Here is a 23,607-nt window from a genome sequence, read left to right as displayed (position 1 = left end):
AGGAGGGCTCATATCAGTAACAGACGCTACTGCCGTCATATATTTATTCTAACCTGATACCGATGAATCCGACACCCCACGCGCTGGACTAGTTGAGATGTGGTTTCTCTGTACTAACCGCACAGCGTCAGACGACACCGTCTGCTGCGGATTCGAACAGCCGAATGGGTGAAAAAGCCGCGACTGCACCGAACTGAGCGGGCGATTCGCCGATTAGTCGTCGGCGAACTCCGCGCGCGCCTGCTCAGCGAATCCGGACGGACTACCGGAGATACCGATACCGAGCGTCTGGTCCGTGAGTTCCATGCTCGTCTGCTGGTCTTCGACGTCGAACATCGCGCGGATGGCGTCGACGTTCTCGGGAATCACGTCGGACTGCTGGTGGATGGCCTGGAACAGGTAGAGGTCCCGGCCGTTGACGCCGATGGACTCGCCCCATACGCAGTTTTCCCACATGTCGCCGCGCGGGCGGCCCGCGTCGAGCGCGAAGTCCATGAGCTTGCCCGCGCCGTCGATGCCCATCCCCTCCGGGATGACGTAGACGCGGTTCTCGCCTTCGAGCAGTTGCCGGACGTGCGCGCCGGTCACGTCGTCTTCGAGCGTGACGTTGAGCGCGTGGACGTGCATCAGCGTCGCCGGGACCTTCAGCCCGAGCGTGTCGATTTCGAGGTCCGGGAAGATGGTCTTCACGTCGGGGCCGTGGTGCGAGGGAATCTTGATGGGGTTCGGGAGAATGTCGTTTATCGGCCCGCGGGAGTTCTGACCGGGGTCGCCGCCGCGGCGGACGAGCGTCGCCCGGACCTTCTCGACGCCGTACTCGGCTTCGAGCGGCGCGATGATGCGCGAGAGACCGGTCGTGTTACACGAGACGACGCGGACGTAGTCGGCGTCGCGGGCGGCGTCGAAGTTGGCCCGCGCGTTGAAGCTCACGTCGGCCACGTCGGCGTCCTCGCCGCCCTGGAAGATGGCGGGCGTGTGGTGCGTCTCGTACAGTTCGCGGTTCTCCGCGCCGATGCCCGACGGCGTGCAGTCGACGATGACGTCCGCCTTGGCGACCAGTTCGTCCACCTCGCCGGCGAGGTCGACGCCAGCCTCGGAGAACAGCGGTGAACGTTCGGGAATCGCGGCGTACATCGGGTAGCCGCGTTCGCCCGCGGTGTGCGCTTCGAAGTTGGGCTGGGTCTTGGCCACGCCGATGAGTTCCATGTCGGGCTGCGCGTTGATCGCGTCGGCGACGCGCTTTCCGATTGTGCCGTAGCCGTTGACACCCACTCGTATCATGGGTGACAAACGACCGGGCCCGACCATAGTTATTTCGATGGTTAATACTTAGAAATTAACTCTCGGGCGAGTGAGTCCCTCGATTACCTCCGAGGCGAGTGAAACCGACGGTTCGGGGCGACGGGGCGGAAACCGAGCGCGAGGGGGCAGATGGGAACGCCTAACAGCGCCGGCGGCGCAGGTTCTCCCATGCCCGAATCCGACGCAGACCTCCGCGCCGCCAGCGAGACGGCGGTCCGCCAGTGTCTCGACCTCCAGCCCGACGAGTCGCTCGTCGTCGTCACCGACGACAAGCGCGAGCGCATCGGCGAAGCGCTCTACGAGGTCGCCGGCGAGGTGACCGACGACGCCACAATCGTCCGCTACCCGCCGGGCAACCAACACGGCGAGGAGCCGCCCGCGCCGGTCGCTGCCGCGATGAAGTCCTGCGACGCCTTCCTCGCGCCGACGACGAAGAGCCTGAGCCACACCCGCGCTCGCGGCGACGCCTGCGATGCCGGCGCTCGCGGCGCGACGCTTCCGGGCATCACCGAGGAGGTGTTCGTCACCGGCCTCGACGCCGACTACGACGCCATCTACGACCACAGCGCGGCGATGCTCGACGCCGTCGGCGACGCCGACGAACTCCGCGTCACGACCGAGAAGGGCACGGACATCACGTTCGTCCGCGGCGACCGCGAGTGGCTCGCCGACACCGGCGCAATCGCAGCGGCCGGTTCGTTCTCGAACCTCCCCGCGGGCGAAATCTTCCTCAGCCCCGCGTCCGCGACGGGCACCTACGTCGTCGACGGGACGATGATGCCCCACGGCCTCCTCGACGAGGGACGGGAACTTCGCTTCGAGGTCGAAGACGGCTACGTCACGGAGATTTCCGACGACGACATCCGCGAGCAGGTCGAGGCCGCGGCCGAGGAGGTCGGCGACGACGCCTACAACCTCGCCGAAATCGGCATCGGCACGAACGTCGGCGTGACCGACCTCGTCGGCTCCGTCCTGCTCGACGAGAAGGCCGCGGGCACGGTCCACATCGCCATCGGCGACGACGCCGGCATCGGCGGCGACACCGACGCGCCGCTCCACCTCGACGGTATCATCCGCGAGCCGACGGTGTACGCCGACGGCGAGGAAGTCGACCTGCCGCAGCCCTGAGCGGGTTCGCGCCGCGACCGCGGCCGGTTCGTCCGTGCGTCCGACGGGACACCTGCCACCGACTCCCACGCCGAAACGGAGAAAGGCGGCTTTTTACGGCCTGATGGGCTAGCGACCCGTATGAGCCTACCCGACGCCGGCGAGCGCGTCCCCCTCTCCTGCCCGACGTGTTCGCCCGACGAACCCACCGTCCACGAGGTGCTGAAGCCCGGCGGTCACTCGACCGTCCGGTGTACCGAATGCGGCCACGTCCACAAGGAGAACGTCGAGATTCCCGACGAAATCGAGATGAACGTCGTCGTCTCGCAGGACGGCGACTCCGTCTCGACCGGGGTGCCCGCGCCGGTCGGCGCGACCGTCGAGGTCGGCGACGAGTTCATCGTCGACACGCCCGAGGCGATTCAGCTCGTGCGCATCACGGGCATCGAAGTCGGCCCCGAACAGCGCGCCGACGAGGCCGCGGTCGGAGACGTGAAGACCGTCTGGACCCGCGTCGTCGACAACGTCGCGGTCAACGTCACCATCCACCCGAAGGACGGCAAGCGCGAGGACACCCGCAGCGTCACCGTCAACGTCCCCGGCGACTACGAGTTCGTCGTCGGCGAGACCGAGTCGTTCGGCGACGAGGAGGTCGAAATCGAAGGCCTCGTCGTCCGCTCGGACGCCCCGGAGTACCGCCACGGCAAGCTCGACCACCCCGGCGACATGGTGTACGCGAAGGACGCGAAACGCGTCTACGCCCGCGACCAGAGCTCGGCGGCGTGGTCGGCCTGGTAAGACGGAACCGAGCCACTCCGACCCGCCGACCCGCCGACGAGCTGTTCCGCTCGCCCAACGCACGACCTTTTGTTTCCCGACCCGTCGGTGCGACCATGCCTACCCGCGACCGGTCGCAGTCGTCGGTCGAATCGCTCGCGCTCCTGTGGGCCGCCCGCGAGAGCGGCGTCATCGACGCGCTCACGACGAGCGCCGGCACCGCCGAGGCCGTGGCCGAGACCGCCGGTATCGACCCCCGAGCCGCCCGCATCACCGTCGAGGCGCTGGCCGCGATGGGCTTCATCAAGCGCGTCGGCGACGAGTACGAGATAACCAACCGCGCGCTCGGCTTCCTCGCCAAGCGCGACGTGCGCTCCATCGGTCGCCTCCCGCACGCGCTCGACCGCTTTTCGCTCTACGCCGACCTCCCGGAGACGATGGCGACCGGCGAGTCGCCTGCGTTTCCGGACGACTGGCTTCGGAACCGACTCGGCGCGCACGACGCCGCCGGGGAGTCGGTCGTCCGCGCCTGCGTGACCGCCGCGGTCCGCGAGGCCCCCGACGCGACGCGCGTCCTCGACCTCGGCGGCGCGTCGGGCGTCTTCGCCCGCGAGTTCGTCGCCCGCGGCCGCGACGTGACGCTCGTCGACGACGCGGACACCGTCGAAGTCGTCCGGCCGCTCCTCTCGCGCGCCGGCGTTGACCTCGTCGCGGGCGACCCGACCGACCCGCCGGCGACGGGATTCGGCCTCGTCTTCGCCGGCGACGCCTTCGCCGGGCGCGACCCCGAGGCCGCGCGGGCGCTCGTCTCGGGCGCGCACGACGCCCTCGAACCCGGCGGTGCGGCGGTGTTCGTCGATAGTCTCCACGGGCGCTGCTCGACCGAGGCGACCGCGGGGCGGGCGGTGGACGCGCTCGCCACGGGCCGCGGCGACCTCCACGACGAGCCGACGGTTCGCTCGTGGGTCGAATCGGCCGGATTCGGCGGCTGTACGGTCCGAGACGTGCCGGGAACCGACCTGCAGGCGGTCGTCGGCGAGCGTGCGGTTGATTAGGACCGACCTCCGAGTTCGGCTATGGACAACTCGGTGCTGCGCGACGACATGGTCGACGGCCTGGAGCACTCGCTGGAGTCGCTCCCGGAGGCCGTCTCCATCGCCATGCGCAGCGTCCCGCGACACGAGTTCGTCACCGACTCGCCGTATCAGAACCGCCCGACCGAGCACCGCGACACGAACACGACCATCCTCGCGCCGACGACGGTCGCGCGCCTCCTCTCCGCGCTCGACCCCCAGCCGGACGACGAGGTGCTCGTCGTCGGCGCGGGCGTCGGCTACACCGCCGCGGTCCTCGCCGAAATCGTCGGCGACGCTCACGTCCACGCGGTCGACATCACGCGCTCTCTGGTGTACGAGGCGCGCGAGAACCTCCAGCGCGCCGGCTACGGCGGCGTCCTCGTGGACTGCCGCGACGGCGCGGAGGGGCTGGCCGACTACGCGCCTTTCGACCGCATCCTCGTCGAGGCCTCGGCGGTCCGCCCGCCCGCGCGACTCCTCGCGCAACTCGCCGACGACGGCCGACTCGTCATGCCGAAAGGCGTCGGCGAGCAGACGCTCGTCGCCGTCGAGGACGGCGAGGTGGCCGAATCGTTCGGCCCGCTGTCGTTCAAACCGCTGCTCGTTGACGGCGAGCAGACGGGGAGCATCGTCAGAAACCGGACGCGACGCGAGGACCCCGAGTACGAGGGCCGGGGCTGGCACGCCGGCCACGGCTGGGAACAAGACTGGATAGACTGGGGCGGTCGCGGATAGGAGACGGAACGACGCTGGCGGGTCGGGACGGGCGCGGCAGGCCGACGGCTACGTCGCGCCTTCGAGGTAGCCGTACCGGAGCCCCTGAATCGCGGTGGCGAGCGTCCAGACGGCCATCGCGAGACACATCGCCCAGAGGACGCCGAGAATTTCGAAGCCGCTGATGAGGGCGTAAATCACGAGCGTGAGCGTCAGAAACCGACCGATTGTGTCGTCTTCGCCGGGGAGGAGGAACGCGAGCCGGGACATACGCGGGGAGACGCGGCCGAGGGAGTTAGTGTTTGCCGACGTGTCGGCCGGCCCGACAGTCACGCTTCTCCGGGCGCGGGAACCACCAATGTACGATTTAGCCGCGGAGCGCGTAACTAGAGCCGGTGAATCAACCATGGAGAAGAACGTCGGCGGCTACGACCGCATCGCGCGCGCGGTCCTCGGACCGGTGCTCATCGTCGTCGGGGCGGCGAGCCTCGCGGGCTTCCTGACCATCGCGGCCGGAACCCTCGGACTCGTCATCGCGGTCGCGGCGCTCCTCGTCGGAGCGGTCCTCGCGGCCACGGCGGTCACCCAGAAGTGCCCGCTGAACGCCCTGCTGGGCTTCAACACCTACGAGGGCGCGAAGACGACCGAGACCGAATCCGCGGGCAAGCCCCGCGCGCAATAATCATTTTCGAGTGAGATGCGGGCATCGGCCCGTGTTCCGATGTGTGAGCCGCGCAAGCGGACGCCTCGCAGCCAACCTCGAATTATCAAAGCAGATAGCTCGCGGGAAACACCTTTCTCGCCCCTCCCGAGACCAGGAGTAGCGATGACGCCACCACTCCCGACGCGGGAACAGCTCCCGGACGACCTCCTCGAACGGGCCAACTGGGTCGGGTGGCGAACACAGACGCGCGGTGGAGCGGAAACGACGGTTCTGAAGGACGCGACCGGCGGGCCCGCGTCGGTGACCGACCCGTCGACGTGGACGACGTTCGACGAGGCGCTCGCGTCCGCGCGGGACGGCCCCGCCGACGGGGTGGGGTACGTCTTCACCGACGACGACCCGTTCGTCGTCGTCGACATCGGCGAGTGCCGGGACAGCGAGACCGGCGCGACCGAGCGCTGGGCGTGGGAACTCGTCGACCGCCTCGACTCTCACACGCAGATAAATCCCTCGGGGACGGGGTATCACGTCCTCGTCCGCGGGACGCTCCCGTCGGGGAGTGACCGAGCCGGAAGCCTCGGACTCTCGGACGACGCGGGCTTTTTCCCCGTGACCGGCGACCGACTCGAGGGCACGTCCGCGGCGATTGCCGAGCGGAGCGACGTGCTCGCAGCGATTCACGGCGCGTACTTCGAAGCCGACCCGGAGCCGTCGCCGACCCCGGCGGTCGAGTCGGTCGCGCCGGATTCGGACCGAGCGCCCGTCGACGCACGTCTCGACGAGGTGAGCGGCCCGGGCAACGACCTCGCGGACGACGAGGTTATCGACCGCGCGTCGACCGCCGTGAACGGCGTGAAGTTCACCCATCTGTGGCGGGGGGACACGAGCGGCTACGACGACCGCGACGAGGCTGACGCGGCGCTGTGTTCGATTCTCGCGTTCTGGACGGCCGGCGACGCGCGCCAGATGTGCCGCCTGTTTCGGGACTGCGGGCTCTTTCGGCCGAAGTGGGACGAGGTGGCGCACGCGGACGGGTCGACCTACGGCGCGAAGACGGTCCACCGCGCGATTCGAGAGACGAGCGAGTTCTACGACCCGTCCGGCTGGTCGAGCGCGGTTCGGCCCGCGGCGACGCCCACGGACGAGGACCGACGGGGGGACGGCCGGTCCGACAGCGCGCTCGACGGGCGGTCCGACGACCCGGAGAGTGAACCGCGGGGACCGCCGCCGACCACCGCGTCGCCGGTCGGCGAGCGCGACGCGTTCGACCGCTTCAGCGAGCTCCGGGCGCGGCTCGACGAGGCTGTCGACGAGAACCAGCGACTCCGCGACGAACTCGACGCGGAGCGCGAGCGACGACGCGACCTCGAAGCCCGGGGACGCGGCGGCGGGGCCGGAGAGAGAGACGAAAAAGCGGGGCGCAGGTGGTCGCTGTTCGACTGGCTTCGGTCGCGAGCGACGCTACGTTAGCCGTGTTCTGAGCTGATTCACGACTTGAGTCCGCTTCCGGTGAGCGGCACGACCACGTCGGCGTCGCGGTCGAGGACGCCCGAGAGCCGCAGTTCGCGGAGCGCCGCGGGCGCGACGGCGCAGGTCGGCTCCGTGTAGAAGCCGTGGCGGTGGAGCCTGTCGAGTTCGTCTTCGACCGCGTCGGACGAGAGCGCGATGGCGTCGCCGCCGGTGTCGTCGAGCGCCTCGTGAATCTGTGCCTCGCGGACGGGTTCGAGAATCTGGATGCCGTCGGCCACGTCGTTGGTCTCGTCGGGCGTGTGGTGGCGGGCGTCGGCGATGGGCGAGTAGCCGGCGGCCTGCGCACCGTACAGTTCGGGCATCCGGTCGGTCCAGCCCGCCTCGTAGAGCGCGCGGAAGCCGCGGTACGCGCCGAGGAAGAGCGTCCCGTGGCCGAGCGGCGTGACGACCGCGTCGGGGACAGACCAGTCGCGCTGGGCGGCGATTTCGTAGGCGACAGTGGCCGTCCCCGCGAAGAAGGCGGGGTTCCACGCGTGGCTCGCGTACCACGCGTCGTCGGCCTCGACGGCCTCGACGCAGGCGTCGGTCACGTCCTGCCGGGTGCCTTCAATGCGGACCGGTTTGGCCCCGGCGCGCTCGATGGCGCGGAGCTTCGAGGGCTTGACCGACGCGGGCACGTAGATTTCGGCGTCGATGCCGGCGCGCGCGGCGTAGGTCGCGACGGCGGCCCCCGCGTTGCCCGACGAGTCCTCGACGACGCGCTCGACGCCGAGTTCGGCGGCGAGAGAGAGCATCGTCGTCGCGCCGCGGTCCTTGAACGAGCCGGAGGGGAAGACGTACTCCAGTTTGAACGAGGCCTCCCACTCGGCGGCGTCGACGAGGGGCGTCATCCCCTCGCCGAGGGTCGCGCGCGGCTCGGTCGGAAGGAACTCGTCGAACGCCCAGAGCCCGTCGCGGTAGTCGAGGTCGGCGTCGCCGGGGGCGGCCGCCGACGGCGTCGGGTCGGCCGCGAAGTCCAGCGGCTCGCCGCAGGTGCAGCGCCAGCGCCACGCGTCGTACGTCTCGCCGCAGGCGTCGCACGCGAGTCGGAGCCGAGCGGGGAGGTCGTGTGATGTCGTCATGGGAAGTGAGGTGGGTGTGAGGTGAGGTGGTACGGGTGAAGTGAGCCAGCAGTCAGTACGTGTCGAGGTCGATGCCGACCGAGCAGACGTACTCGCCGGAGGCGACCTGCGGGAGGCGGCGCGCCCGCCAGAAGATGCCGTCGTGGTCGGCGGTGACGCGGGCTTTGAGCTTCCCGAACACGTCCGTCACCTCGAAGACCACGTCGCCGGCGGAGACGCGCTCGCCGAGGTCGCGCTTGAACCGGACGAGGCCGCCGACCGGCGAGCCGTACTGGTCGAAGCCGCGGGCGCGGGTCTGGGCTTCGAGCTCCACGTCGCCGTCGAGGAAGTCGTAGCCGCGGAGGACGTTGTAGACGCCGCGGACGCCCTTCTCGATGCTCTCTTCGTCCCAGCCGACGCACCCGCCGAGTTCGGGGTCGATAGTCGGGATGCCGGCGTCCGGGCCGGCGCGGGCGAGCTGGCCGTCCGGGCCCTTCTGGTCGAGGACGTAGCCGCAGCCGAACGTCTTGGCGAGCCGGAGGCATTTCGCGTGCATCCGGTGGTGGCGGCCGCAGCGGACGCGGACCTCGTCTATCATCTGGCTCGTCGAGCCCTGATGGAGGTCGACGATGAGGTCGGCGTCGCGGGCGGCGGCGAACGTCGCGGCCGCGATGCGCTCCGAGGAGGTGCCGCGCTCGTCGCCGGGGTACGCCCGGTTCATCTTCGTGTCGTCTATCGGGTTGCGGTGCTGTGCGACCTGAAAGGCGTGGTAGTTGACGATGCCGACGACGAGAATCGCGCCGGAAATCTCCGCGGGGTCGAGCTGCGGGACGACCCGCTGGATGACGCCGACGCCGTTGAGTTCGTCTCCGTCCGAGGCCGCCTGCATGTAGAGCGTCTTGCCCGACGACGCGCCGTTGATGACGGCGACGGGTAGGCCGACGCTCCCGCCGTCGCGGGACTCGCCGACTTCGAGACGGCCCACGTCCATCTCCCCGGGGGCCGCACTCGCCGTTCCCAAGGTAATCATATCGCCAACCTCGGACCGGCCTCCCTTTAGGGGTTCGGTCCGCTGAGCCCCCGAGGAAAGCGTTGCCGCTATGGTCTCGCGGCCGCTACCGGCGACCGTGACAGACGACGTTCCCGAACGGCCGCCGACGGGGGGACTGGTACAGGCGCTTGACGTGCCACGAAACGCCGCTATCGGGGCGGCCGTCGGCCTCGCGTTGGCCGTCGTCGCCTACCTCTTTCGGGTCCTCGAACTGTTCGGCCCGTTCGCCGGCACCCGCGAGTACCCGATACTCGGCCCCGAGGGCTGGTTCCTCATCCTCGCGTTCGTCCTCGCCTCAGCGACGGCGCTGCTCGTCGCGACAGTGCTCACGCTCGTCTCGGCGTATCGACTGAGTAAAACGCTCTGAGCCGTCGAATCGGTCGGGTCGGTCGAGTCTGGCTGAGTCGGGTCGGCCTGGACCGGCTCGGTCCCCGGCCTACTCGTCGAACTCGCGCTCGTCGCCGACGAGTTCGCCCAGTCGCTCCGCGCCGGCTCTGGTCCCCTTCGCGATGATGAGGTCGCCGCCGTGGAGCCGCGTTTCCGACCCCGGCGAGACGACCCACTCGCGGCCGCCGGCCCGGCGGACGGCGATGACGCGCATCCCCGTCTCGGACTTGACGCGCCGGTCGCCGAGGGTCGCCTCCGCGAGGTCGCTTTTCGGGGCGACCCGCAGGCGGATGATGACCTCGTCGGACTCCTTGACCGCGGCGGCGACGACCGGGTGGGCGTCGATGCCGCGGAGGACGCCCTCGGCGATTTCGAGCGCGGCGTCGGAAATCATCTCGGTCGCGCTCGCGAGTTGGACGAGTCCGCGGAGCGAGACGGGGTCTTCGACCCGACTCGCCGCGCGGAGCGTCCACGCCTCGAACCGGGACTTGAGCGCGTCCACCTCGGCTTCGAGCTCCTCGACCTCCTCGGCGACGCCCTCGCTGTCGAACAGCACCGCGCCGTAGGCGAGGTCGACCGCGAGTTCGCTCATGTCCTTCATCAGGACGATGGAGTCGACGGCGCGTTCGAGGTCCTCGATGGTCGGCTCCGGCACGTCCGGCGGGTCGTATCGGAGGCCCGTGGCGGCCTCGTGGACGGTCTGGAGGCCGTCGTCGCGGCCGCGGAGGAGGAGCACGTCGCCGGCGCGAAGCGCCGTCTCGTGGTCGGGGTTCGTCACCCACTCGCCGGCGCGGTGGATGGCGACGACGCGGACGCCCGTCTCGGTCTCCATGTTGATGTCGCCGAGCGTGCGACCCGCGTACGGCGACTCGTCGGTGAGTTCGCACCGAATCGTCGTCTCGACCGCCTCCGGAAGCGCCGCGCGGATGGCGTCCGGGAGGCCGATGTCCTCGATGACGACCTTGGCGATGTCGCCCGCTGCGTCCGAAATCTTCTCGGCCGCGCCGACGACGCCGAGGACGGGCGCGAGTTCCTCCGCGTCCTCGGGGCTCCGGGCCGCCATCATCAGGCTCATGCGCGCCTGCAGTTGGAGGATGTCCATCCGCTCTTCGAGGTCGAGGACCTCGGCCGCGAGGTCGTCGTTCGCGTGGAGGACGGCGGAGTACGAGAGGTCGATGAGTAACTCCGCGGTGTCTTTCATCTCGGCGAGGACGGCCTTGACGCTGACAGGCTCGTACTCGATGTCCTCCGGATTCATGCGCCCGCCTTCACGACGGGACGGCAAAAGACTTGCCAGGAATAGTGGTGCCACCGTGGTTCGAGAGAACTACGTCGCGGGCGCATATGACTCCGCGGGTCGCCCGAACCGCGCGCGGCTCCCTCGGTGAACCCCGTATAAGGGCACCGAAAACAACGACAATCGTCGAACACTATTTTAGACACCGACTGCCCACGAAATCGGCAGACGGGGCTGCCGTTGTATGTGTATGGCGGTCGATAACATATGAGTGAAAACGATAACGCTTTTTTGATATGGTAGGCAACGTTCTGGGTATGTCAGGCGAACTGAAGCGGGGGCTGGAAGGTGTGCTGGTCACCGAATCGAAACTCAGCTTCATCGACGGCGACGCGGGACAACTCGTTTACTGCGGTTACGACATCGAAGACCTCGCACGGGACGCAAGTTACGAGGAGGTACTCTACCTCCTGTGGCACGGAGAGCTGCCGACGCGCGAGGAACTGGACGCGTTCTCCGACGAGCTGGCGGCCCACCGGGGCCTCGACGACGGGATTCTCGACGTGACGCGCGAGCTCGCAGAGCAGGACGAGTCGCCGATGGCGGCGCTCCGAACGCTCGTCTCTTCGATGTCGGCGTACGACGAAAACGCCGACTTCGAGGACGTGACCGACCGCGATGTCAACCTCGAGAAGGCAAAGCGCATCACGGCGAAGATGCCGTCGGTGCTCGCGGCCTACGCCCGCTTCCGTCGCGGCGACGACTACGTCGAACCCGACGAGAGCCTGAATCACGCGGCGAACTTCCTCTACATGCTCAACGGCGAGGAGCCGAACGAGGTGCTCGCCGAGACGTTCGACATGGCGCTCGTGCTCCACGCCGACCACGGCCTGAACGCCTCGACGTTCTCCGCGATGGTCACGTCCTCGACGCTCTCTGACCTCTACAGCGCGGTCACGTCCGCCATCGGCACGCTCTCGGGGTCGCTCCACGGCGGCGCGAACGCGAACGTCATGCGGATGCTGAAGGACGTCGACGACAGCGACATGGACCCGACCGAGTGGGTCAAAGACGCCCTCGACCGCGGCGAGCGCGTCGCCGGGTTCGGCCACCGCGTCTACAACGTCAAGGACCCCCGCGCGAAGATTCTCGGCGCGAAGTCCGAGGCGCTCGGCGAGGCCGCCGGCGACATGAAGTGGTACGAGATGTCGGTCGCCATCGAGGAGTACATCGGCGAGGAGAAGGGCCTCGCGCCGAACGTGGACTTCTACTCCGCGTCGACGTACTACCAGATGGGCATCCCCATCGACCTCTACACCCCCATCTTCGCCGTCTCGCGCGTCGGCGGCTGGATAGCGCACGTCCTCGAGCAGTACGAGGACAACCGCCTCATCCGCCCCCGCGCCCGCTACACCGGCGAGAAGGGTCTCGACTTCCCGTCGGTCGACGAGCGATAGGCAGCGAGTCGACGAATCGCACGCGACTTTTTCCCGTTCCCCGTCTCCCGGAGCGACGCGTCGTCCCCCGCGGTCGCTCCCGTTCCCGCTTCCGCGTTCTCCGCGCCGTTCCGCGTCGCTGGTTCCGTCTCGCGGTCAGTCGTCTTCGCCCGCGTCGTCGACGCCGACGCTCCCGCGTTCGACCATGAGCGAGTCGGCGTGGCCCGCCCAGTCGGCGTAGTAGAACGCCACGAGCGCGAACAGCCCCATCCACGTGAACGACAGGACGATGCCGATTCGCGCGCCGAGCGGGCCGTAGCCGAACACCTCGACGAGCAGGTAGGACGCGCCGACGAAGAAGCCGAACACCCCGGTCAGCCGGGCGACGAAGGGGATTCGCGTCGCGCCCGCGCCCTGCAGCGACCCGGAGAGACCGACGAAGAGCGCCAGTCCCGGCGCGGCGAGGCCGTAGGCGACGGCGAACTTCACGGCCCATTCGAGGTCCGCGCCGCCGCCGGAGCCGACGAGGCCGACGATGGGCTCGGTGAACGCCGCGAGGAAGAGCCCGATACCGCCGACCGTGGCGACCGACAGGAGCGCCACCGCCCCGCCTTGATACCGCGCGGTCTCGCTGTCGCCCGCTCCGAGCGCCTGCCCGACGAGGACGCTGGCGGCGACGTTGTAGCCGCGCGCCAGCGGGCTGGCGACCTGCTGGTAGACCCGGCGGCCGATTTGGAAGCCGGCGTTGACGGCGTCGCCGAAGCCGAGGAGCAGGGCGTTGAACGGGAACTCGGCGAGTTCGGCGGCGAGGCCCTCGCCGACCCGCGGGGTGGCGATACGCACGAGTTGGCTGGCGACCGTCCGGTCGCGGGGCCGAACCAGCGAGGTCGGCGACGCGGGTCGGGCGAGCGCGGCGAGGAGCAGTCCCGCCGAGAGGACGTTGGCGGTCGAGGTCGCGAGTCCCACGCCCAACACGCCGAGCGCGGGCAGGCCGACGAGGCCGAAGCCGAGACCGACCGACAGCCCGATGTTGACGACGTTGGCGAAGACGTTGACCAGCATCGGCGTCCGGGTGTCGCCGACGCCCTGAAGCGACCGCGAGCCGACGAGCGAGACCAACCGGGCGGGCGAGGTGGCGAAGATGACCGCGAGATACGTCGTGCCCAAGGCGACCGCCCTGTCGCTCGCGGGAAACGCGCCGATGGCCGCCTCGCCCAGCGTGAACCCGAAAATCAGGAACGGGACGCCCGCGAGGAACGCGAGGAGGAGCGCCGTCGAGATTGCCTCGCTCCGGTTGGCGTCCGCGCCGCTCCCCGTGTCCTGACTGGAGAGCGCGATTGCGCCGCCGCCGAGTCCGAGACCGATTCGGAGGGGAAACCGAGCGTAGAGGTCGGCGAGGCCGATAGCGACGACCGCGGCGGGAGAGAGCGCGGCGGTGACGGCCACGTCCACGGTCCGCATCGCCGTCTGGGCGGTCTGCTCGGCCATCACCGGCCAGGCGAGCGAGAAGATACGCTTCCAGACCCGCCGGAGGCGGCCGAGGTTCATGCCGAGGCCACGGACCTCGCGCAGTTGACGGTATCGGAAGCGGCGGTCCCGTCTGGCACTCTCGATGCGACGCGCGAATGACGGGTGTCATACGCGAGCGATGGGTCTCCGCTGTCGTGCGGTTTCACTTTCACTCCGGGTGGGGGACGTTTATATGCACGGGGACCAGAAAGACAGTTGCACGTCACACGCGTGCATTCCCCCTTTCCCCTTTCCCGACCGGCGAGCGACGGCGACGGCGCGCGTCGACGGAGCCGAATCCGAGTCCTCAACCGACGACCATGAGGGTTGACATCACGGCCCTGATACGGACGAGTTCCCGAACGATTAAACACAGACACGGGCGATTTCTGACCATGCTCACGCTTGACGACGTACGCGCCGCCCGCGAGCGCGTCGAAGCGGTCGCCCGATGGACACCGCTGGAGTACTCGCACACCTTCTCGGAGATGACGGGTGCAGAGGTGTACCTGAAACTGGAGAACTCCCAGCGCACGGGGTCGTTCAAGATTCGCGGGGCGACGAACCGCATCACCACGCTCTCCGACGAGGAGAAAGACGCCGGCGTCGTGACCGCGAGCGCCGGCAACCACGCGCAGGGCGTCGCGCTCGCGGCGTCGCGAGCGGGCGTGAACTCGAAAATCGTCATGCCGGAGTACGCGCCGATTTCGAAGGTGAAAGCCACCGAGCGCTACGGGGGCGACGTGGTCCTCTACGGCAACGACTACGACGAGGCGCAGGCCAAGGCCCACGAAATCGAGGCGGACGAGGGCCGGACCTACGTCCACGCCTTCGACGACGAGTACGTCATGGCCGGACAGGGAACTATCGGTCTCGAAATCGCGGAGGACTGCCCCGACCTCGACACCGTGGTCGTCCCCATCGGCGGCGGCGGCCTCATCTCCGGCATCTCGACGGCGATCAAAGCGCAGTTCCCCGACGCCCGCGTCATCGGCGTGCAGGCGGAACAGGCCTCCAGCGCCGCGGACTCGTTGAACAAGGGGTCGATTCAGACCATCGACGAGGTGGACACCATCGCCGACGGCATCGCCGTCCGCAGAATCGGCGACAAACCCTTCGAGGTCATCCGCGAGCGCGTCGACGAGGTCGTCACCGTCTCCGACGAGGAAATCGCCGTGGCGCTGACCTACCTGCTCGAACGCTCGAAGACGCTGGTCGAGGGCGCGGGGGCCGTCGCGCTCGCGGCGCTGGTCTTCCAGAAGTTCGACTACGAGGAGGGCGAGGTCGTCGTCCCCGCGCTGTGCGGCGGCAACATCGACATGAACACGCTGACGACCGTGGTGATGCGCGGGCTCGTCGAGACCGGCCGGTACCTCAAGATTCGGACCGAGCTGAAGGACCGCCCCGGCTCGCTCGAACAGCTCATCGAGATAATCGCCGCGGAGAAGGCGAACATCTACGCCGTCAGGCACGACCGCACCTCCCGGAAAATCGCGCTGAACGCGACGGAGGTCGAAATCGACCTCGAAATGCGCGGGCCCGACCACGTCGATTCGCTCCTCGGAGAGCTCCGCGACGCGGGCTACGACGTGGAAGTCCTCGACTGACCGCGTCGCCGGGGGCGGTCGGGAACCGGGTTCGAGGCCGGCCGCTCAGACGAGTCCAGTGACGCCCATAAACACGAGGAGCGCGCCGATGCCGCGGTAGAGCCAGACGGGGGCGTCGGACTCGCGGGACTCCTCCGCGGGCGAGCGGCGGAGGAACTCGAACCCGAACGCGTGGATTCGCGCGGGGAAAACGAGGTACGCGACGCCGAGAACCACGGCTCCGGCGTACCCGGCCTGCCACAGGATGTTCATGTTCTAAATCCGAACTGTTCGGGCATATCTTCGTCGGTTCGCGGTATCCGACGAACGCCGCCTTTTTACCCGGACGATTATGTCGAATTCGGGCGGGAGACCCCGCCTACGATGATTTTCAGTTCGTGGGAAGCATGCGGGGATTGACTCTCCCCCAATACGAAGGCCTTTAAGAAGGAAGTCCCCGCTTCCCGGTTCGCCTCGGCGCCAGCGACCCCGCACCCAACCATGCTCGACCCAGTCATCGCCAGTCGGCTGCAGTTCGCGCTCACGACCATCGTCCACATCATCTTCCCGGTGATGAGCATGGGCCTCGCGCCCTTCCTCATCTACTTCACGTGGAAGGATATCCGAACCGACGACCCCGTGTACGAACAGCTCAGGCGGTTCTGGACGAAGATTTTCGCCGTCTCGTTCGTCGTCGGCACCGTGACCGGCATCGTCCTCGAGTTCGAGTTCGGGACGAACTTCGCGGCGTTCTCGACGGCGGCCGGCGAGCTGTTCGGCGGCCCGCTCGCCACCGAGGGGATGATGGCGTTCATGCTCGAAGCGACGTTCCTCGGGGTGTTCGTCTTCGGCCGCGAGAAGGTCTCGGACGCCCTGTACATGGTTTCGGCCATCGCCGTCGGCCTCGGTACGTGGCTCTCGGCGGTGTGGATTCTCGTCGCCAACTCGTGGATGCAGACGCCGCGAGGGTACGAACTCGCCAGCGAGAGCGGCCAACTCGTCGTCTCGCTCGTCGACCCCATCGCGGCGTACGCCAACCCGCGGTTCCCGTGGATGTTCGTCCACATGCAGAACGCCGCGGTGCTGTCGGTCGCGCTGTTCATGGCCGGCGTCGCGGCGTACCACGTCTGGCAGCGCGGCATCGACGCCGACGACGACCGCGAGGCCGCGCGCTTCTGGCGGAAGACGCTCAAAATCGCGCTCGTCGTCCTGCTCGTGACCGCGCCGTTTCAGGCGATTCACGGCGACGCCTATGGCCGCCACGTCTACGAGACCCAGCCGCAGAAGTTCGCCGCCATGGAGGCAGTCTGGGAGACCGACAGCTACGTCCCGGAGTACATCTTCGCCATCCCGACGAGCCTCGAACACATCACCGACCCGCGCGCCAAGGAACTGCTCGGCATCGGGATTCCCGGCGGGGCGTCGTGGCTGGCGAGCGGGGGTGACCCCCAAGCCGAAATCACCGGCCTGAACGAGTTCGACACGGAGGCCCCGCCGGTCGCAATCGTCTTCTGGTCGTTCCGGCTCATGGTCGCCGCCGGCTTCTGGTTCATCCTGTTGGCCTTCTGGGCGGCCTACCGCTGGTGGACCGACGACCTGTACGACGACGACCTGTTGCACAAGGCGTTCGTCGGGTCGTCGCTCCTCGGCATCTTCGCCGTCGAGGTCGGCTGGATAGTCACCGAGGTGGGCCGACAGCCGTGGGTCATCCAGGGCGTCCTCAAGACGAGTGACGGCGTCTCACCGGGGCTCACCGGCTTCGAGGCGACGCTCACGCTCGTCGGCTTCGCGGTCGTGTACTCCGGCCTGCTCGCGCTCTACACCTACGTGATTCGCCGCATCATCCGCGAGGGGCCGCCGAGCGTCGACGAGACGGCGGCGGGCGCGGAGACCGCTTCCCCCGCGGGGGTGAGCGGCGATGACTGACTACGGCGCGTTCGCCACCGGCCCGCTCTTCGGCCTGCCGCTGCAAGAGCTGTGGTTCGGGCTCGTGTTCTTCATCCTCGGGATGTTCCTGTTCCTCGACGGCTTCGACTTCGGCGTCGGGGCCATCTTCGCGACCCGCGACGACGACGAGGAGCGCGAGACGCTGCTCGCCGCCATCGGCCCCTTCTGGGACGGCAACGAGGTGTGGCTCGTCGTGTTCGGCGGCGCGCTGTTCGCCGCGTTCCCGGCGGTGTACGCGAACCTCTTCAGCCGCCACTACCTGCTCATGTTCGCCATCCTCGGGGCGCTCATCCTCCGCGGGCTCGCCCCCGAGATGTACGAACAGCGCCACGACGAGGCGTGGCAGACGTGGTGGGGCCGGGCGTTCGTCGTCGGCAGCGTGAGCACGCCCTTTTTGCTCGGCGTGTTCGCCGCCCACTGGCTCCTCGGCGTGGAGTCGCTCCTGTCGCTCCCCGGCGTCGTCGTCGGCCTCGCCGTCGTCGCGCTCACCGTCGTCGCCGGCGTCGGCTTCCTCGCCATGAAGACCCGCGGGAGCCTCCAGCGCGACGTGGCCGACTACGGCCCCCGTGCGATGGCGGCCTACCTCGCGCTCGTCGTCGTCACGCTGGGTTATCTCGTCGCCGTCCGGCCCGACCTCGGCGTCCTCGCGCCGATTCCGCTGGCGCTCGTCGTCGTCAGTCTCGCCGCCGCCGCGGGCTACCTGCTCGCGCTCCGCGACGGGCGCTACACGCTCGCGTTCGCGACCGTGCCGGTCCTCGTGTTCGCGTTCGTCGCGCTCGTGGCGACGCTCATGTTCCCCTTGGCCGACCCCGCGACCGGACTGACCGTCGCGGACGCCATCGTCTCGGTGCTCCCGTTGAACATCATGAGCGTCGCGTCGGCGCTCCTCCTGCCGCTCGTGTTCGCCTACTTCGGCATCCTCTACTCGACGTTCAGCGGGCCAATCGAGACCGGCGAATCGTACTCCTGACCGACTACAATCGACCCTTCCCCCACAACCAATCCACCCATGGCTACGCTCCCCAACACAACCCCCACCGCCGAATCGCTCACGAAACCGCTGACCCTCCTCGGCCTCGGACTGGTCGCCGTCAGCGTCGCCGTCGCGGGGTTCGCGCTCCGAGACGGCGACGTCGTCACCGCCCTCGGGATGGGGCTGTTGTTCGCCTCGGGCGTCCTCACGACCGGCATCAGCCTCTCCGGGAAGTCGATCTAACTGACGGGCTGCGACCGGCTCGCTCCGCCGCGGACCCGGTCGTTCCACCCTATTTTATCACGTCGTGGCGAAATCCACCGCGTATGAAGCGCGTCATCGAGACCGACGAAGCGCCGGCCGCGGTCGGTGCGTACAGTCAGGCGACGACCAACGGCTCGCTGCTCTACACGGCGGGGCAGATTCCGCTGACGCCGGACGGCGAGCTCCTCGACGACGAGGACATCACGACGCAGACGACGCAGTCGCTCGACAACGTGATGGCCATCCTCGCGGAGGCCGGCGCGGACGCGAGCGACGTGCTGAAGACGACCGTGTTCCTCGCCGACATCGACGACTTCGAGGAGATGAACGAGACGTACGCGACCTACTTCGACGAGGAGCCGCCGGCCCGCTCGGCGGTCGAGGTCGGCAACCTGCCGAAGGGCGTCGGCGTCGAAATCGAGGCCGTCGCCGTCGTCGACGAGGAGTAACGTGGCCCGCCGCGTCCGGTCCGCGCTCGCGTGGGGCGCAGCGAGCCTCCTCCTCGTGGGCGTCCTCGCGCAGGGCGCGGTCCTCCTCGGACTCGGCATCGACGTGTCGTTCGGGGCGGTCGCCGCGGTGGCGGTCGCGTCCGGCGTCGCCGTCGGGTCCGTGACATACGTCATCGAACCCCGACTCGAACGGAAAGGAAGGGCTTAAATTATCCAGGCGGGAACGTTGCGTTGTAAGCCAGGATGGCCGAGCGGTAAGGCGCACGCCTGGAAAGCGTGTTCCCTCTGGGATCGGGGGTTCAAATCCCTCTCCTGGCGCTTCTTCCGAACTCAACTCACGTAGCAGCGCGTCTCGTCGCGCTGCGGGCGGCGAGTTCGGGAGAACGCCGCCGGAGGATTTGAACCAAGGAGCGAAGCGAACAGAGTGAGCAATGTGCGACACGAAGTGTCGCAGTGAGACGAACGGCGGAGCCGCGAGTCGTGAGCGACTGAGGCTCAAATCCCTCACCTTCGCATCCGGTGCACATAGCTTCTCCCGCAATCGCCGGCCGGCGAGAACCGTCGCCGGAGTCTATGGCCCCACTCGCCAAGGACCACTTACGTCGAAACTGGCAGGGCACCCCCAGTTCGACGCGACCCGAGGCACTACCACAGACCCAACCTACGGTACCGCCACAGAAGCGACCGTATCAACTGTTCGGACAAAACATTCATCCCCATGAGATACGATACCACGATTGACAATGCCTGACACCAAGACCGGCCGCGAGAAGAAGGGCCTCAACAAGCGGACCCAGCTCACCGAGCGGCTGTACGAACGAGAGTTATCGGTGTTAGACGAAGACGACGACGAGCCCCCGCTCGACGCCGCGAGAGACGAGACCGACGGCGAGTTCCTCGCGGACGAACTCCCCGACGACGACTGACGGCGCGGCCAACGCTGCCGCCGACCACGCGAATTTTTATCGGGCGCAACAGAACGTGTGAGCGTGCACCACCGCGCGAACTACGCGACCGTGTTTATCGGGTCGCACCTCCACCCCGAAGGAGAGACGCTGGACCTCGACTGGGCGGACGACGCCGGAAACGAGACGGCGACGTTCGAGTTCGACGTCCCGACCGACGACCCGCGAGAGCCGTACCTCGGTATCCAGGCGTTCGACGTGGGCGAGTACGGCCACGAGATTCGAATCAACGGCGACTCGCTTTCGGGGTTCGACATCCCGCCGGGCGACGGCTGGCAGTACTGGGTCGACACCGTGACCGGCGCGAGCCTCGTCGAGGGCTCGAACACCATCCGAGTCGTCCGCGACGACGACGGCGACGACGCGTTCGCCGTCGGAACGGTGACGGTCCACTGGAAAGAGCCGGTCGAAGAGTAGCGTATAAAGCGCCCCGGCCGGGACAGAATTGTGGTGTGAAATGACGTACCACAGTAACTCCCCGAACACCCGAGAGGAGGCATCTGTCGCGCGGTTACCGGGATAACGCGGCGAACGCGCGGAGTTCAGTGCTCGATTCGTCGGCGAAGCTTTTTTATAGAATCACAAACAATCAAGGCCTGTCTATGAGCCAGCGAATGCAGCAGGGTCAGCCGATGATCATCATGGGCGAGGATGCACAGCGCGTCAAGGACCGCGACGCGCAGGCGTACAACATCCGCGCCGCACGAGCAGTCGCCGAGGCGGTACGTTCTACACTCGGCCCGAAGGGGATGGACAAGATGCTCGTCGACTCGATGGGCGACGTCACCATCACGAACGACGGCGTCACCATCCTCAAGGAGATGGACATCGACAACCCGACGGCCGAGATGATCGTCGAGGTCGCCGAGACGCAGGAGGACGAAGCCGGCGACGGAACGACGACGGCGGTCGCCATCGCGGGTGAACTCCTCAAGAACGCCGAGGACCTCCTCGAACAGGACATCCACCCGACGGCCATCATCCGCGGCTTCAACCTCGCCTCCGAGAAGGCGCGCGAGGAAATCGACAACATCGCGGAGCGCGTCGACCCCGACGACGAGGAACTCCTGAAGAAGGTCGCCGAGACCTCCATGACGGGCAAGAGCTCCGAGCTCAACAAGGAGCTGCTCGCGGACCTCATCGTCCGCGCCGTCCGACAGGTCACCGTCGAAGCCAACGATGGCTCCCACGTCGTCGACCTCGAGAACATCTCCATCGAGACGCAGACCGGTCGCTCGGCGTCCGAGTCCGAGCTCCTCACCGGTGCCGTCATCGACAAGGACCCCGTCCACGACGACATGCCGGTCCAGTTCGACGAGGCCGACGTGCTGCTGCTCAACGAGCCCGTCGAGGTCGAGGAGACCGACATCGACACGAACGTCTCCATCGAGAGCCCCGACCAGCTCCAGAAGTTCCTCGACCAAGAGGAGGCCCAGCTGAAAGCGAAGGTCGACCAGATCGTCGACTCCGGCGCTGACGTGGTCTTCTGCCAGAAGGGCATCGACGACCTCGCCCAGCACTACCTCGCGAAGCAGGGCATCCTCGCGGTCCGCCGGACGAAGAAATCCGACATCCGCTTCCTCAAGAACATCACCGGTGCGGCGGTCGTCTCCGACCTCGACTCCATCGAGGCCGGCGACCTCGGTCGCGCCTCCATCCGCCGCGACGAGGCCGACGAGCTGTTCTACGTCGAGGGCATCGGCGACGACGTCCACGGCGTCACGCTCCTGCTCCGCGGCTCCACCGACCACGTCGTCGACGAACTCGAACGCGGCGTCCAGGACGCCCTCGACGTCGTCGCGTCGACGGTCGCCGACGGTCGAGTGCTCGCCGGCGGCGGCGCTATCGAGGTCGAACTCGCCTCGCGCCTCCGCAACTACGCCGACTCCGTCTCCGGCCGCGAGCAGCTCGCGGTCGAGGCGTTCGCCGACGCGCTCGAACTCGTCCCGCGCGTCCTCGCGGAGAACGCCGGTCTCGACTCCATCGACACGCTCGTCGACCTCCGCGCGGCCCACGAAGAGGGTCAGGTCCGCGCCGGGCTGAACGTCTTCACCGGCGAGGTCGAAGACGCGTTCGAAGCGGGCGTCGTCGAGACGGCTCACGCGAAGGAGCAGGCCGTCGCCTCCGCCTCCGAAGCCGCGAACCTCGTCCTCAAGATAGACGACATCATCGCGGCCGGTGACCTCTCCACCGGCGGCGACGACGACGACGAGGGCGGCGCACCCGGCGGCATGGGTGGCATGGGCGGCATGGGCGGTATGGGCGGCGCGATGTGAAAATCGGCTAACGCCTTTCACCCATCCCCCGACGCCTGCACCGCGCGACGAATCACTCATTTTTGGCGCAAAACGGCTGCCGAGCATCCGAAGAGCCGCGGCTGTGCCTCCGAACGACGGTACGCGGGGGAGAAGCAACCGATGGGCGTCGATTCCGACTCTCGCGACGATCGGACGAGAGCCCCACGCTGATTCACCGATGTCAGAGAAGTTGGATAATTATCTCACTTTCTCAGATACACTTGCAGTTGTGTTCAGAAATGGAACGAACTAAGTAGCAGGTACGGCAACGTGTCTCTATGCGCAAGACGCTGCTGTTGAACAAGGACGACGTTCACGAGAACGTCCAGATGCCGGAGCTCATCTCGGCCATCGAGGACGCCTTCGCCGCCTACGAGTCCGGCGACGCCCAGATGCCGCCGAAGTCCTACATCGACCTGCCGCAGTACAACGGCGACTTCCGGTCGATGCCCGCCTACTTAGACGCGGGCGACTGGGACGCCGCGGGCATCAAGTGGGTCAACGTCCACCCCGACAACGGCGACAAGTACGACCTGCCCACCGTCATGGGCACGATGATTTACTCCGACCCCGAGAACGCCTTCCCGCTGGCGCTCCTCGACGGGACGGAGCTCACGATGCTCCGCACCGGCGCGGCCGCGGCCGTCGCCACCGACTACCTCGCCGTCGAGGACGCCTCCTCGATGGGTATCGTCGGCGCGGGCGTCCAGTCGTACACGCAGCTTCGCGCCATCAGCGAGGTCCGCGACATCGAGGAGGTCGTCATCTCCGACCTCGACGAGGAGCGCGTCGCCGACTTCATCGACGCCTTCGAAGACGAGTTCGACATCCGCGCCGGCTCCATCGAGGAGGCCGCAAGCTGTGACGTGCTGTCGACGGTGACGCCCGTCGAGTCGCCCATCGTCCCGCGCGACGCGGTCGGCGACCACACCCACATCAACGCGATGGGTGCCGACGCCGAGGGCAAACACGAACTCGCAGACGAGGTGCTCTTGGACGCCAAGCTCGTCATCGACGACCACGCCCAGACCACCCACTCCGGCGAAATCAACGTCCCGTACAATCAGGGCGTCCTCACCGACGACGACATCTACGGCGCAATCGGCGACATCGTCCTCGGGAACCTCGACGGCCGCACCGACGCCGACGGCATCAGCGTCTTCGACTCCACGGGACTCGCGATTCAGGACGTCGCGGCGGCCCACGTCGCCTACGAGCACGCGTTCGAGAACGACAACGGCTACGCGTTCGACCTCCTCGGTCTCGCCGAGTAAGGTCGACCGACCCGACGCTGCT

At 67.9% G+C, this 23,607-nt stretch carries 25 protein-coding genes and 1 tRNA gene; 19 read left to right on the top strand and 7 right to left on the bottom strand.

The window, feature by feature from the left end; all coding sequences use genetic code 11:
• Nucleotides 1–213: 213 nt before the first annotated feature.
• Nucleotides 214–1,281, bottom strand: coding sequence for a type II glyceraldehyde-3-phosphate dehydrogenase (locus tag C5C07_RS02600; RefSeq protein ID WP_049904983.1), 1,068 nt, complete (start codon nt 1,279–1,281; stop codon nt 214–216).
• A 189-nt stretch (nt 1,282–1,470) separates the two neighbouring features.
• On the opposite strand from C5C07_RS02600, the gene C5C07_RS02595 reads away from it, so the two are divergent.
• The 4 genes from C5C07_RS02595 to C5C07_RS02580 all read left to right on the top strand — a co-directional run bounded on the left by C5C07_RS02595 (nt 1,471) and on the right by C5C07_RS02580 (nt 4,997).
• The gene (locus tag C5C07_RS02595) at nt 1,471–2,430 is read left to right on the top strand and encodes an aminopeptidase (protein ID WP_004973391.1); all 960 of its coding nucleotides are present in this window, start codon (nt 1,471–1,473) and stop codon (nt 2,428–2,430) included.
• A 120-nt stretch (nt 2,431–2,550) separates the two neighbouring features.
• Nucleotides 2,551–3,207, top strand: coding sequence for an HVO_0476 family zinc finger protein (locus tag C5C07_RS02590; RefSeq protein ID WP_004973393.1), 657 nt, complete (start codon nt 2,551–2,553; stop codon nt 3,205–3,207).
• 95 nt (nt 3,208–3,302) lie between these two features.
• Nucleotides 3,303–4,241: a bifunctional 2-polyprenyl-6-hydroxyphenol methylase/3-demethylubiquinol 3-O-methyltransferase UbiG gene (locus tag C5C07_RS02585; protein ID WP_115804492.1), complete on the top strand. Its 939-nt coding sequence runs from the start codon at nt 3,303–3,305 to the stop codon at nt 4,239–4,241.
• Between the two features lie 21 nt (nt 4,242–4,262).
• The gene (locus C5C07_RS02580) at nt 4,263–4,997 is read left to right on the top strand and encodes a protein-L-isoaspartate O-methyltransferase (protein WP_004973396.1); all 735 of its coding nucleotides are present in this window, start codon (nt 4,263–4,265) and stop codon (nt 4,995–4,997) included.
• Nucleotides 4,998–5,045: 48 nt separating this feature from the next.
• Here C5C07_RS02580 and C5C07_RS02575 read toward each other — a convergent pair whose 3' ends face one another.
• Nucleotides 5,046–5,246, bottom strand: a complete 201-nt coding sequence (locus tag C5C07_RS02575) for a hypothetical protein (protein ID WP_050458596.1) — start codon at nt 5,244–5,246, stop codon at nt 5,046–5,048.
• A 136-nt stretch (nt 5,247–5,382) separates the two neighbouring features.
• Between C5C07_RS02575 and C5C07_RS02570 the strand changes: the two genes are divergently transcribed.
• Together C5C07_RS02570 and C5C07_RS02565 are read left to right on the top strand one after the other, a co-directional pair.
• Nucleotides 5,383–5,658: a DUF2892 domain-containing protein gene (locus tag C5C07_RS02570; protein WP_050458595.1), complete on the top strand. Its 276-nt coding sequence runs from the start codon at nt 5,383–5,385 to the stop codon at nt 5,656–5,658.
• Nucleotides 5,659–5,802: 144 nt separating this feature from the next.
• Nucleotides 5,803–7,110: a hypothetical protein gene (locus tag C5C07_RS02565; protein WP_115804491.1), complete on the top strand. Its 1,308-nt coding sequence runs from the start codon at nt 5,803–5,805 to the stop codon at nt 7,108–7,110.
• Between the two features lie 17 nt (nt 7,111–7,127).
• On the opposite strand, the gene C5C07_RS02560 is transcribed toward C5C07_RS02565, so the two are convergent.
• Nucleotides 7,128–8,231: a pyridoxal-phosphate dependent enzyme gene (locus tag C5C07_RS02560; protein WP_115804490.1), complete on the bottom strand. Its 1,104-nt coding sequence runs from the start codon at nt 8,229–8,231 to the stop codon at nt 7,128–7,130.
• A 52-nt stretch (nt 8,232–8,283) separates the two neighbouring features.
• Nucleotides 8,284–9,240: a succinylglutamate desuccinylase/aspartoacylase family protein gene (locus C5C07_RS02555; protein ID WP_004973402.1), complete on the bottom strand. Its 957-nt coding sequence runs from the start codon at nt 9,238–9,240 to the stop codon at nt 8,284–8,286.
• Between the two features lie 70 nt (nt 9,241–9,310).
• On the opposite strand from C5C07_RS02555, the gene C5C07_RS02550 reads away from it, so the two are divergent.
• Nucleotides 9,311–9,628, top strand: a complete 318-nt coding sequence (locus C5C07_RS02550) for a hypothetical protein (protein WP_004973404.1) — start codon at nt 9,311–9,313, stop codon at nt 9,626–9,628.
• A 69-nt stretch (nt 9,629–9,697) separates the two neighbouring features.
• Here C5C07_RS02550 and C5C07_RS02545 read toward each other — a convergent pair whose 3' ends face one another.
• Entirely contained in the window at nt 9,698–10,906 is a 1,209-nt protein-coding gene (locus C5C07_RS02545) for a potassium channel family protein (RefSeq protein ID WP_050458590.1), read from the bottom strand.
• A gap of 296 nt (nt 10,907–11,202) precedes the next feature.
• On the opposite strand from C5C07_RS02545, the gene citZ reads away from it, so the two are divergent.
• Nucleotides 11,203–12,342, top strand: coding sequence for a citrate synthase (gene citZ, locus C5C07_RS02540; RefSeq protein WP_115804489.1), 1,140 nt, complete (start codon nt 11,203–11,205; stop codon nt 12,340–12,342).
• A gap of 135 nt (nt 12,343–12,477) precedes the next feature.
• On the opposite strand, the gene C5C07_RS02535 is transcribed toward citZ, so the two are convergent.
• Nucleotides 12,478–13,869: an MATE family efflux transporter gene (locus C5C07_RS02535; protein ID WP_115804488.1), complete on the bottom strand. Its 1,392-nt coding sequence runs from the start codon at nt 13,867–13,869 to the stop codon at nt 12,478–12,480.
• 356 nt (nt 13,870–14,225) lie between these two features.
• Between C5C07_RS02535 and ilvA the strand changes: the two genes are divergently transcribed.
• Nucleotides 14,226–15,437, top strand: a complete 1,212-nt coding sequence (gene ilvA / locus C5C07_RS02530; protein ID WP_004973413.1) for a threonine ammonia-lyase — start codon at nt 14,226–14,228, stop codon at nt 15,435–15,437.
• Between the two features lie 45 nt (nt 15,438–15,482).
• On the opposite strand, the gene C5C07_RS02525 is transcribed toward ilvA, so the two are convergent.
• Nucleotides 15,483–15,689: a hypothetical protein gene (locus C5C07_RS02525; RefSeq protein WP_115804487.1), complete on the bottom strand. Its 207-nt coding sequence runs from the start codon at nt 15,687–15,689 to the stop codon at nt 15,483–15,485.
• A 228-nt stretch (nt 15,690–15,917) separates the two neighbouring features.
• Between C5C07_RS02525 and C5C07_RS02520 the strand changes: the two genes are divergently transcribed.
• From C5C07_RS02520 to C5C07_RS02475, 10 genes are all read left to right on the top strand, one after another.
• Entirely contained in the window at nt 15,918–17,342 is a 1,425-nt protein-coding gene (locus C5C07_RS02520) for a cytochrome ubiquinol oxidase subunit I (protein ID WP_115804486.1), read from the top strand.
• Nucleotides 17,335–18,333 carry a cytochrome d ubiquinol oxidase subunit II gene (locus C5C07_RS02515; protein WP_004973420.1) on the top strand — a complete coding sequence of 333 codons (999 nt, stop codon included), beginning with the start codon at nt 17,335–17,337 and terminating at the stop codon, nt 18,331–18,333. The genes C5C07_RS02520 and C5C07_RS02515 overlap by 8 nt, the downstream gene beginning before the upstream one ends.
• Before the next feature lie 39 nt (nt 18,334–18,372).
• Entirely contained in the window at nt 18,373–18,579 is a 207-nt protein-coding gene (locus C5C07_RS02510; RefSeq protein WP_004973422.1) for a hypothetical protein, read from the top strand.
• Between the two features lie 83 nt (nt 18,580–18,662).
• Nucleotides 18,663–19,049 (top strand): Rid family detoxifying hydrolase, encoded by a 387-nt coding sequence (locus C5C07_RS02505; protein ID WP_004973424.1) that lies wholly within the window; start codon nt 18,663–18,665, stop codon nt 19,047–19,049.
• A gap of 1 nt (nt 19,050) precedes the next feature.
• Nucleotides 19,051–19,257 (top strand): hypothetical protein, encoded by a 207-nt coding sequence (locus C5C07_RS02500; protein ID WP_004973426.1) that lies wholly within the window; start codon nt 19,051–19,053, stop codon nt 19,255–19,257.
• Between the two features lie 29 nt (nt 19,258–19,286).
• A tRNA-Ser gene (locus tag C5C07_RS02495) sits at nt 19,287–19,367 on the top strand.
• Nucleotides 19,368–19,792: 425 nt separating this feature from the next.
• Nucleotides 19,793–19,975 carry a hypothetical protein gene (locus tag C5C07_RS02490; protein ID WP_004973428.1) on the top strand — a complete coding sequence of 61 codons (183 nt, stop codon included), beginning with the start codon at nt 19,793–19,795 and terminating at the stop codon, nt 19,973–19,975.
• A gap of 63 nt (nt 19,976–20,038) precedes the next feature.
• Complete coding sequence (locus C5C07_RS02485) at nt 20,039–20,431, top strand: hypothetical protein (protein ID WP_049904984.1); 393 nt, start codon at nt 20,039–20,041, stop codon at nt 20,429–20,431.
• A 215-nt stretch (nt 20,432–20,646) separates the two neighbouring features.
• The gene (gene thsB, locus C5C07_RS02480) at nt 20,647–22,290 is read left to right on the top strand and encodes a thermosome subunit beta (RefSeq protein ID WP_004973432.1); all 1,644 of its coding nucleotides are present in this window, start codon (nt 20,647–20,649) and stop codon (nt 22,288–22,290) included.
• Between the two features lie 299 nt (nt 22,291–22,589).
• A complete protein-coding gene (locus tag C5C07_RS02475; protein WP_004973433.1) occupies nt 22,590–23,585 on the top strand; it encodes an alanine dehydrogenase in 996 nt (331 codons plus the stop codon).
• Nucleotides 23,586–23,607 lie beyond the last annotated feature (22 nt).

This window comes from Haloferax sp. Atlit-4N, assembly GCF_003383025.1.
Taxonomy (GTDB): Archaea; Halobacteriota; Halobacteria; order Halobacteriales; family Haloferacaceae; genus Haloferax; species Haloferax gibbonsii.
The sequence above is the reverse complement of the archived record's forward strand: the minus strand, read 5'-3'. Positions and strand labels throughout refer to the sequence as shown.

Bases quoted from the DNA above. Each gene is read 5' to 3' on its own strand.
- C5C07_RS02600 (WP_049904983.1), bottom strand. From the start codon at position 1,281: ATGATACGAGTGGGTGTCAACGGCTACGGCACAATCGGAAAGCGCGTC.
- C5C07_RS02595 (WP_004973391.1), top strand. From the start codon at position 1,471: ATGCCCGAATCCGACGCAGACCTCCGCGCCGCCAGCGAGACGGCGGTC.
- C5C07_RS02590 (WP_004973393.1), top strand. From the start codon at position 2,551: ATGAGCCTACCCGACGCCGGCGAGCGCGTCCCCCTCTCCTGCCCGACG.
- C5C07_RS02585 (WP_115804492.1), top strand. From the start codon at position 3,303: ATGCCTACCCGCGACCGGTCGCAGTCGTCGGTCGAATCGCTCGCGCTC.
- C5C07_RS02580 (WP_004973396.1), top strand. From the start codon at position 4,263: ATGGACAACTCGGTGCTGCGCGACGACATGGTCGACGGCCTGGAGCAC.
- C5C07_RS02575 (WP_050458596.1), bottom strand. From the start codon at position 5,246: ATGTCCCGGCTCGCGTTCCTCCTCCCCGGCGAAGACGACACAATCGGT.
- C5C07_RS02570 (WP_050458595.1), top strand. From the start codon at position 5,383: ATGGAGAAGAACGTCGGCGGCTACGACCGCATCGCGCGCGCGGTCCTC.
- C5C07_RS02565 (WP_115804491.1), top strand. From the start codon at position 5,803: ATGACGCCACCACTCCCGACGCGGGAACAGCTCCCGGACGACCTCCTC.
- C5C07_RS02560 (WP_115804490.1), bottom strand. From the start codon at position 8,231: ATGACGACATCACACGACCTCCCCGCTCGGCTCCGACTCGCGTGCGAC.
- C5C07_RS02555 (WP_004973402.1), bottom strand. From the start codon at position 9,240: ATGATTACCTTGGGAACGGCGAGTGCGGCCCCCGGGGAGATGGACGTG.
- C5C07_RS02550 (WP_004973404.1), top strand. From the start codon at position 9,311: ATGGTCTCGCGGCCGCTACCGGCGACCGTGACAGACGACGTTCCCGAA.
- C5C07_RS02545 (WP_050458590.1), bottom strand. From the start codon at position 10,906: ATGAATCCGGAGGACATCGAGTACGAGCCTGTCAGCGTCAAGGCCGTC.
- citZ (WP_115804489.1), top strand. From the start codon at position 11,203: ATGTCAGGCGAACTGAAGCGGGGGCTGGAAGGTGTGCTGGTCACCGAA.
- C5C07_RS02535 (WP_115804488.1), bottom strand. From the start codon at position 13,869: ATGAACCTCGGCCGCCTCCGGCGGGTCTGGAAGCGTATCTTCTCGCTC.
- ilvA (WP_004973413.1), top strand. From the start codon at position 14,226: ATGCTCACGCTTGACGACGTACGCGCCGCCCGCGAGCGCGTCGAAGCG.
- C5C07_RS02525 (WP_115804487.1), bottom strand. From the start codon at position 15,689: ATGAACATCCTGTGGCAGGCCGGGTACGCCGGAGCCGTGGTTCTCGGC.
- C5C07_RS02520 (WP_115804486.1), top strand. From the start codon at position 15,918: ATGCTCGACCCAGTCATCGCCAGTCGGCTGCAGTTCGCGCTCACGACC.
- C5C07_RS02515 (WP_004973420.1), top strand. From the start codon at position 17,335: ATGACTGACTACGGCGCGTTCGCCACCGGCCCGCTCTTCGGCCTGCCG.
- C5C07_RS02510 (WP_004973422.1), top strand. From the start codon at position 18,373: ATGGCTACGCTCCCCAACACAACCCCCACCGCCGAATCGCTCACGAAA.
- C5C07_RS02505 (WP_004973424.1), top strand. From the start codon at position 18,663: ATGAAGCGCGTCATCGAGACCGACGAAGCGCCGGCCGCGGTCGGTGCG.
- C5C07_RS02490 (WP_004973428.1), top strand. From the start codon at position 19,793: ATGCCTGACACCAAGACCGGCCGCGAGAAGAAGGGCCTCAACAAGCGG.
- thsB (WP_004973432.1), top strand. From the start codon at position 20,647: ATGATCATCATGGGCGAGGATGCACAGCGCGTCAAGGACCGCGACGCG.
- C5C07_RS02475 (WP_004973433.1), top strand. From the start codon at position 22,590: ATGCGCAAGACGCTGCTGTTGAACAAGGACGACGTTCACGAGAACGTC.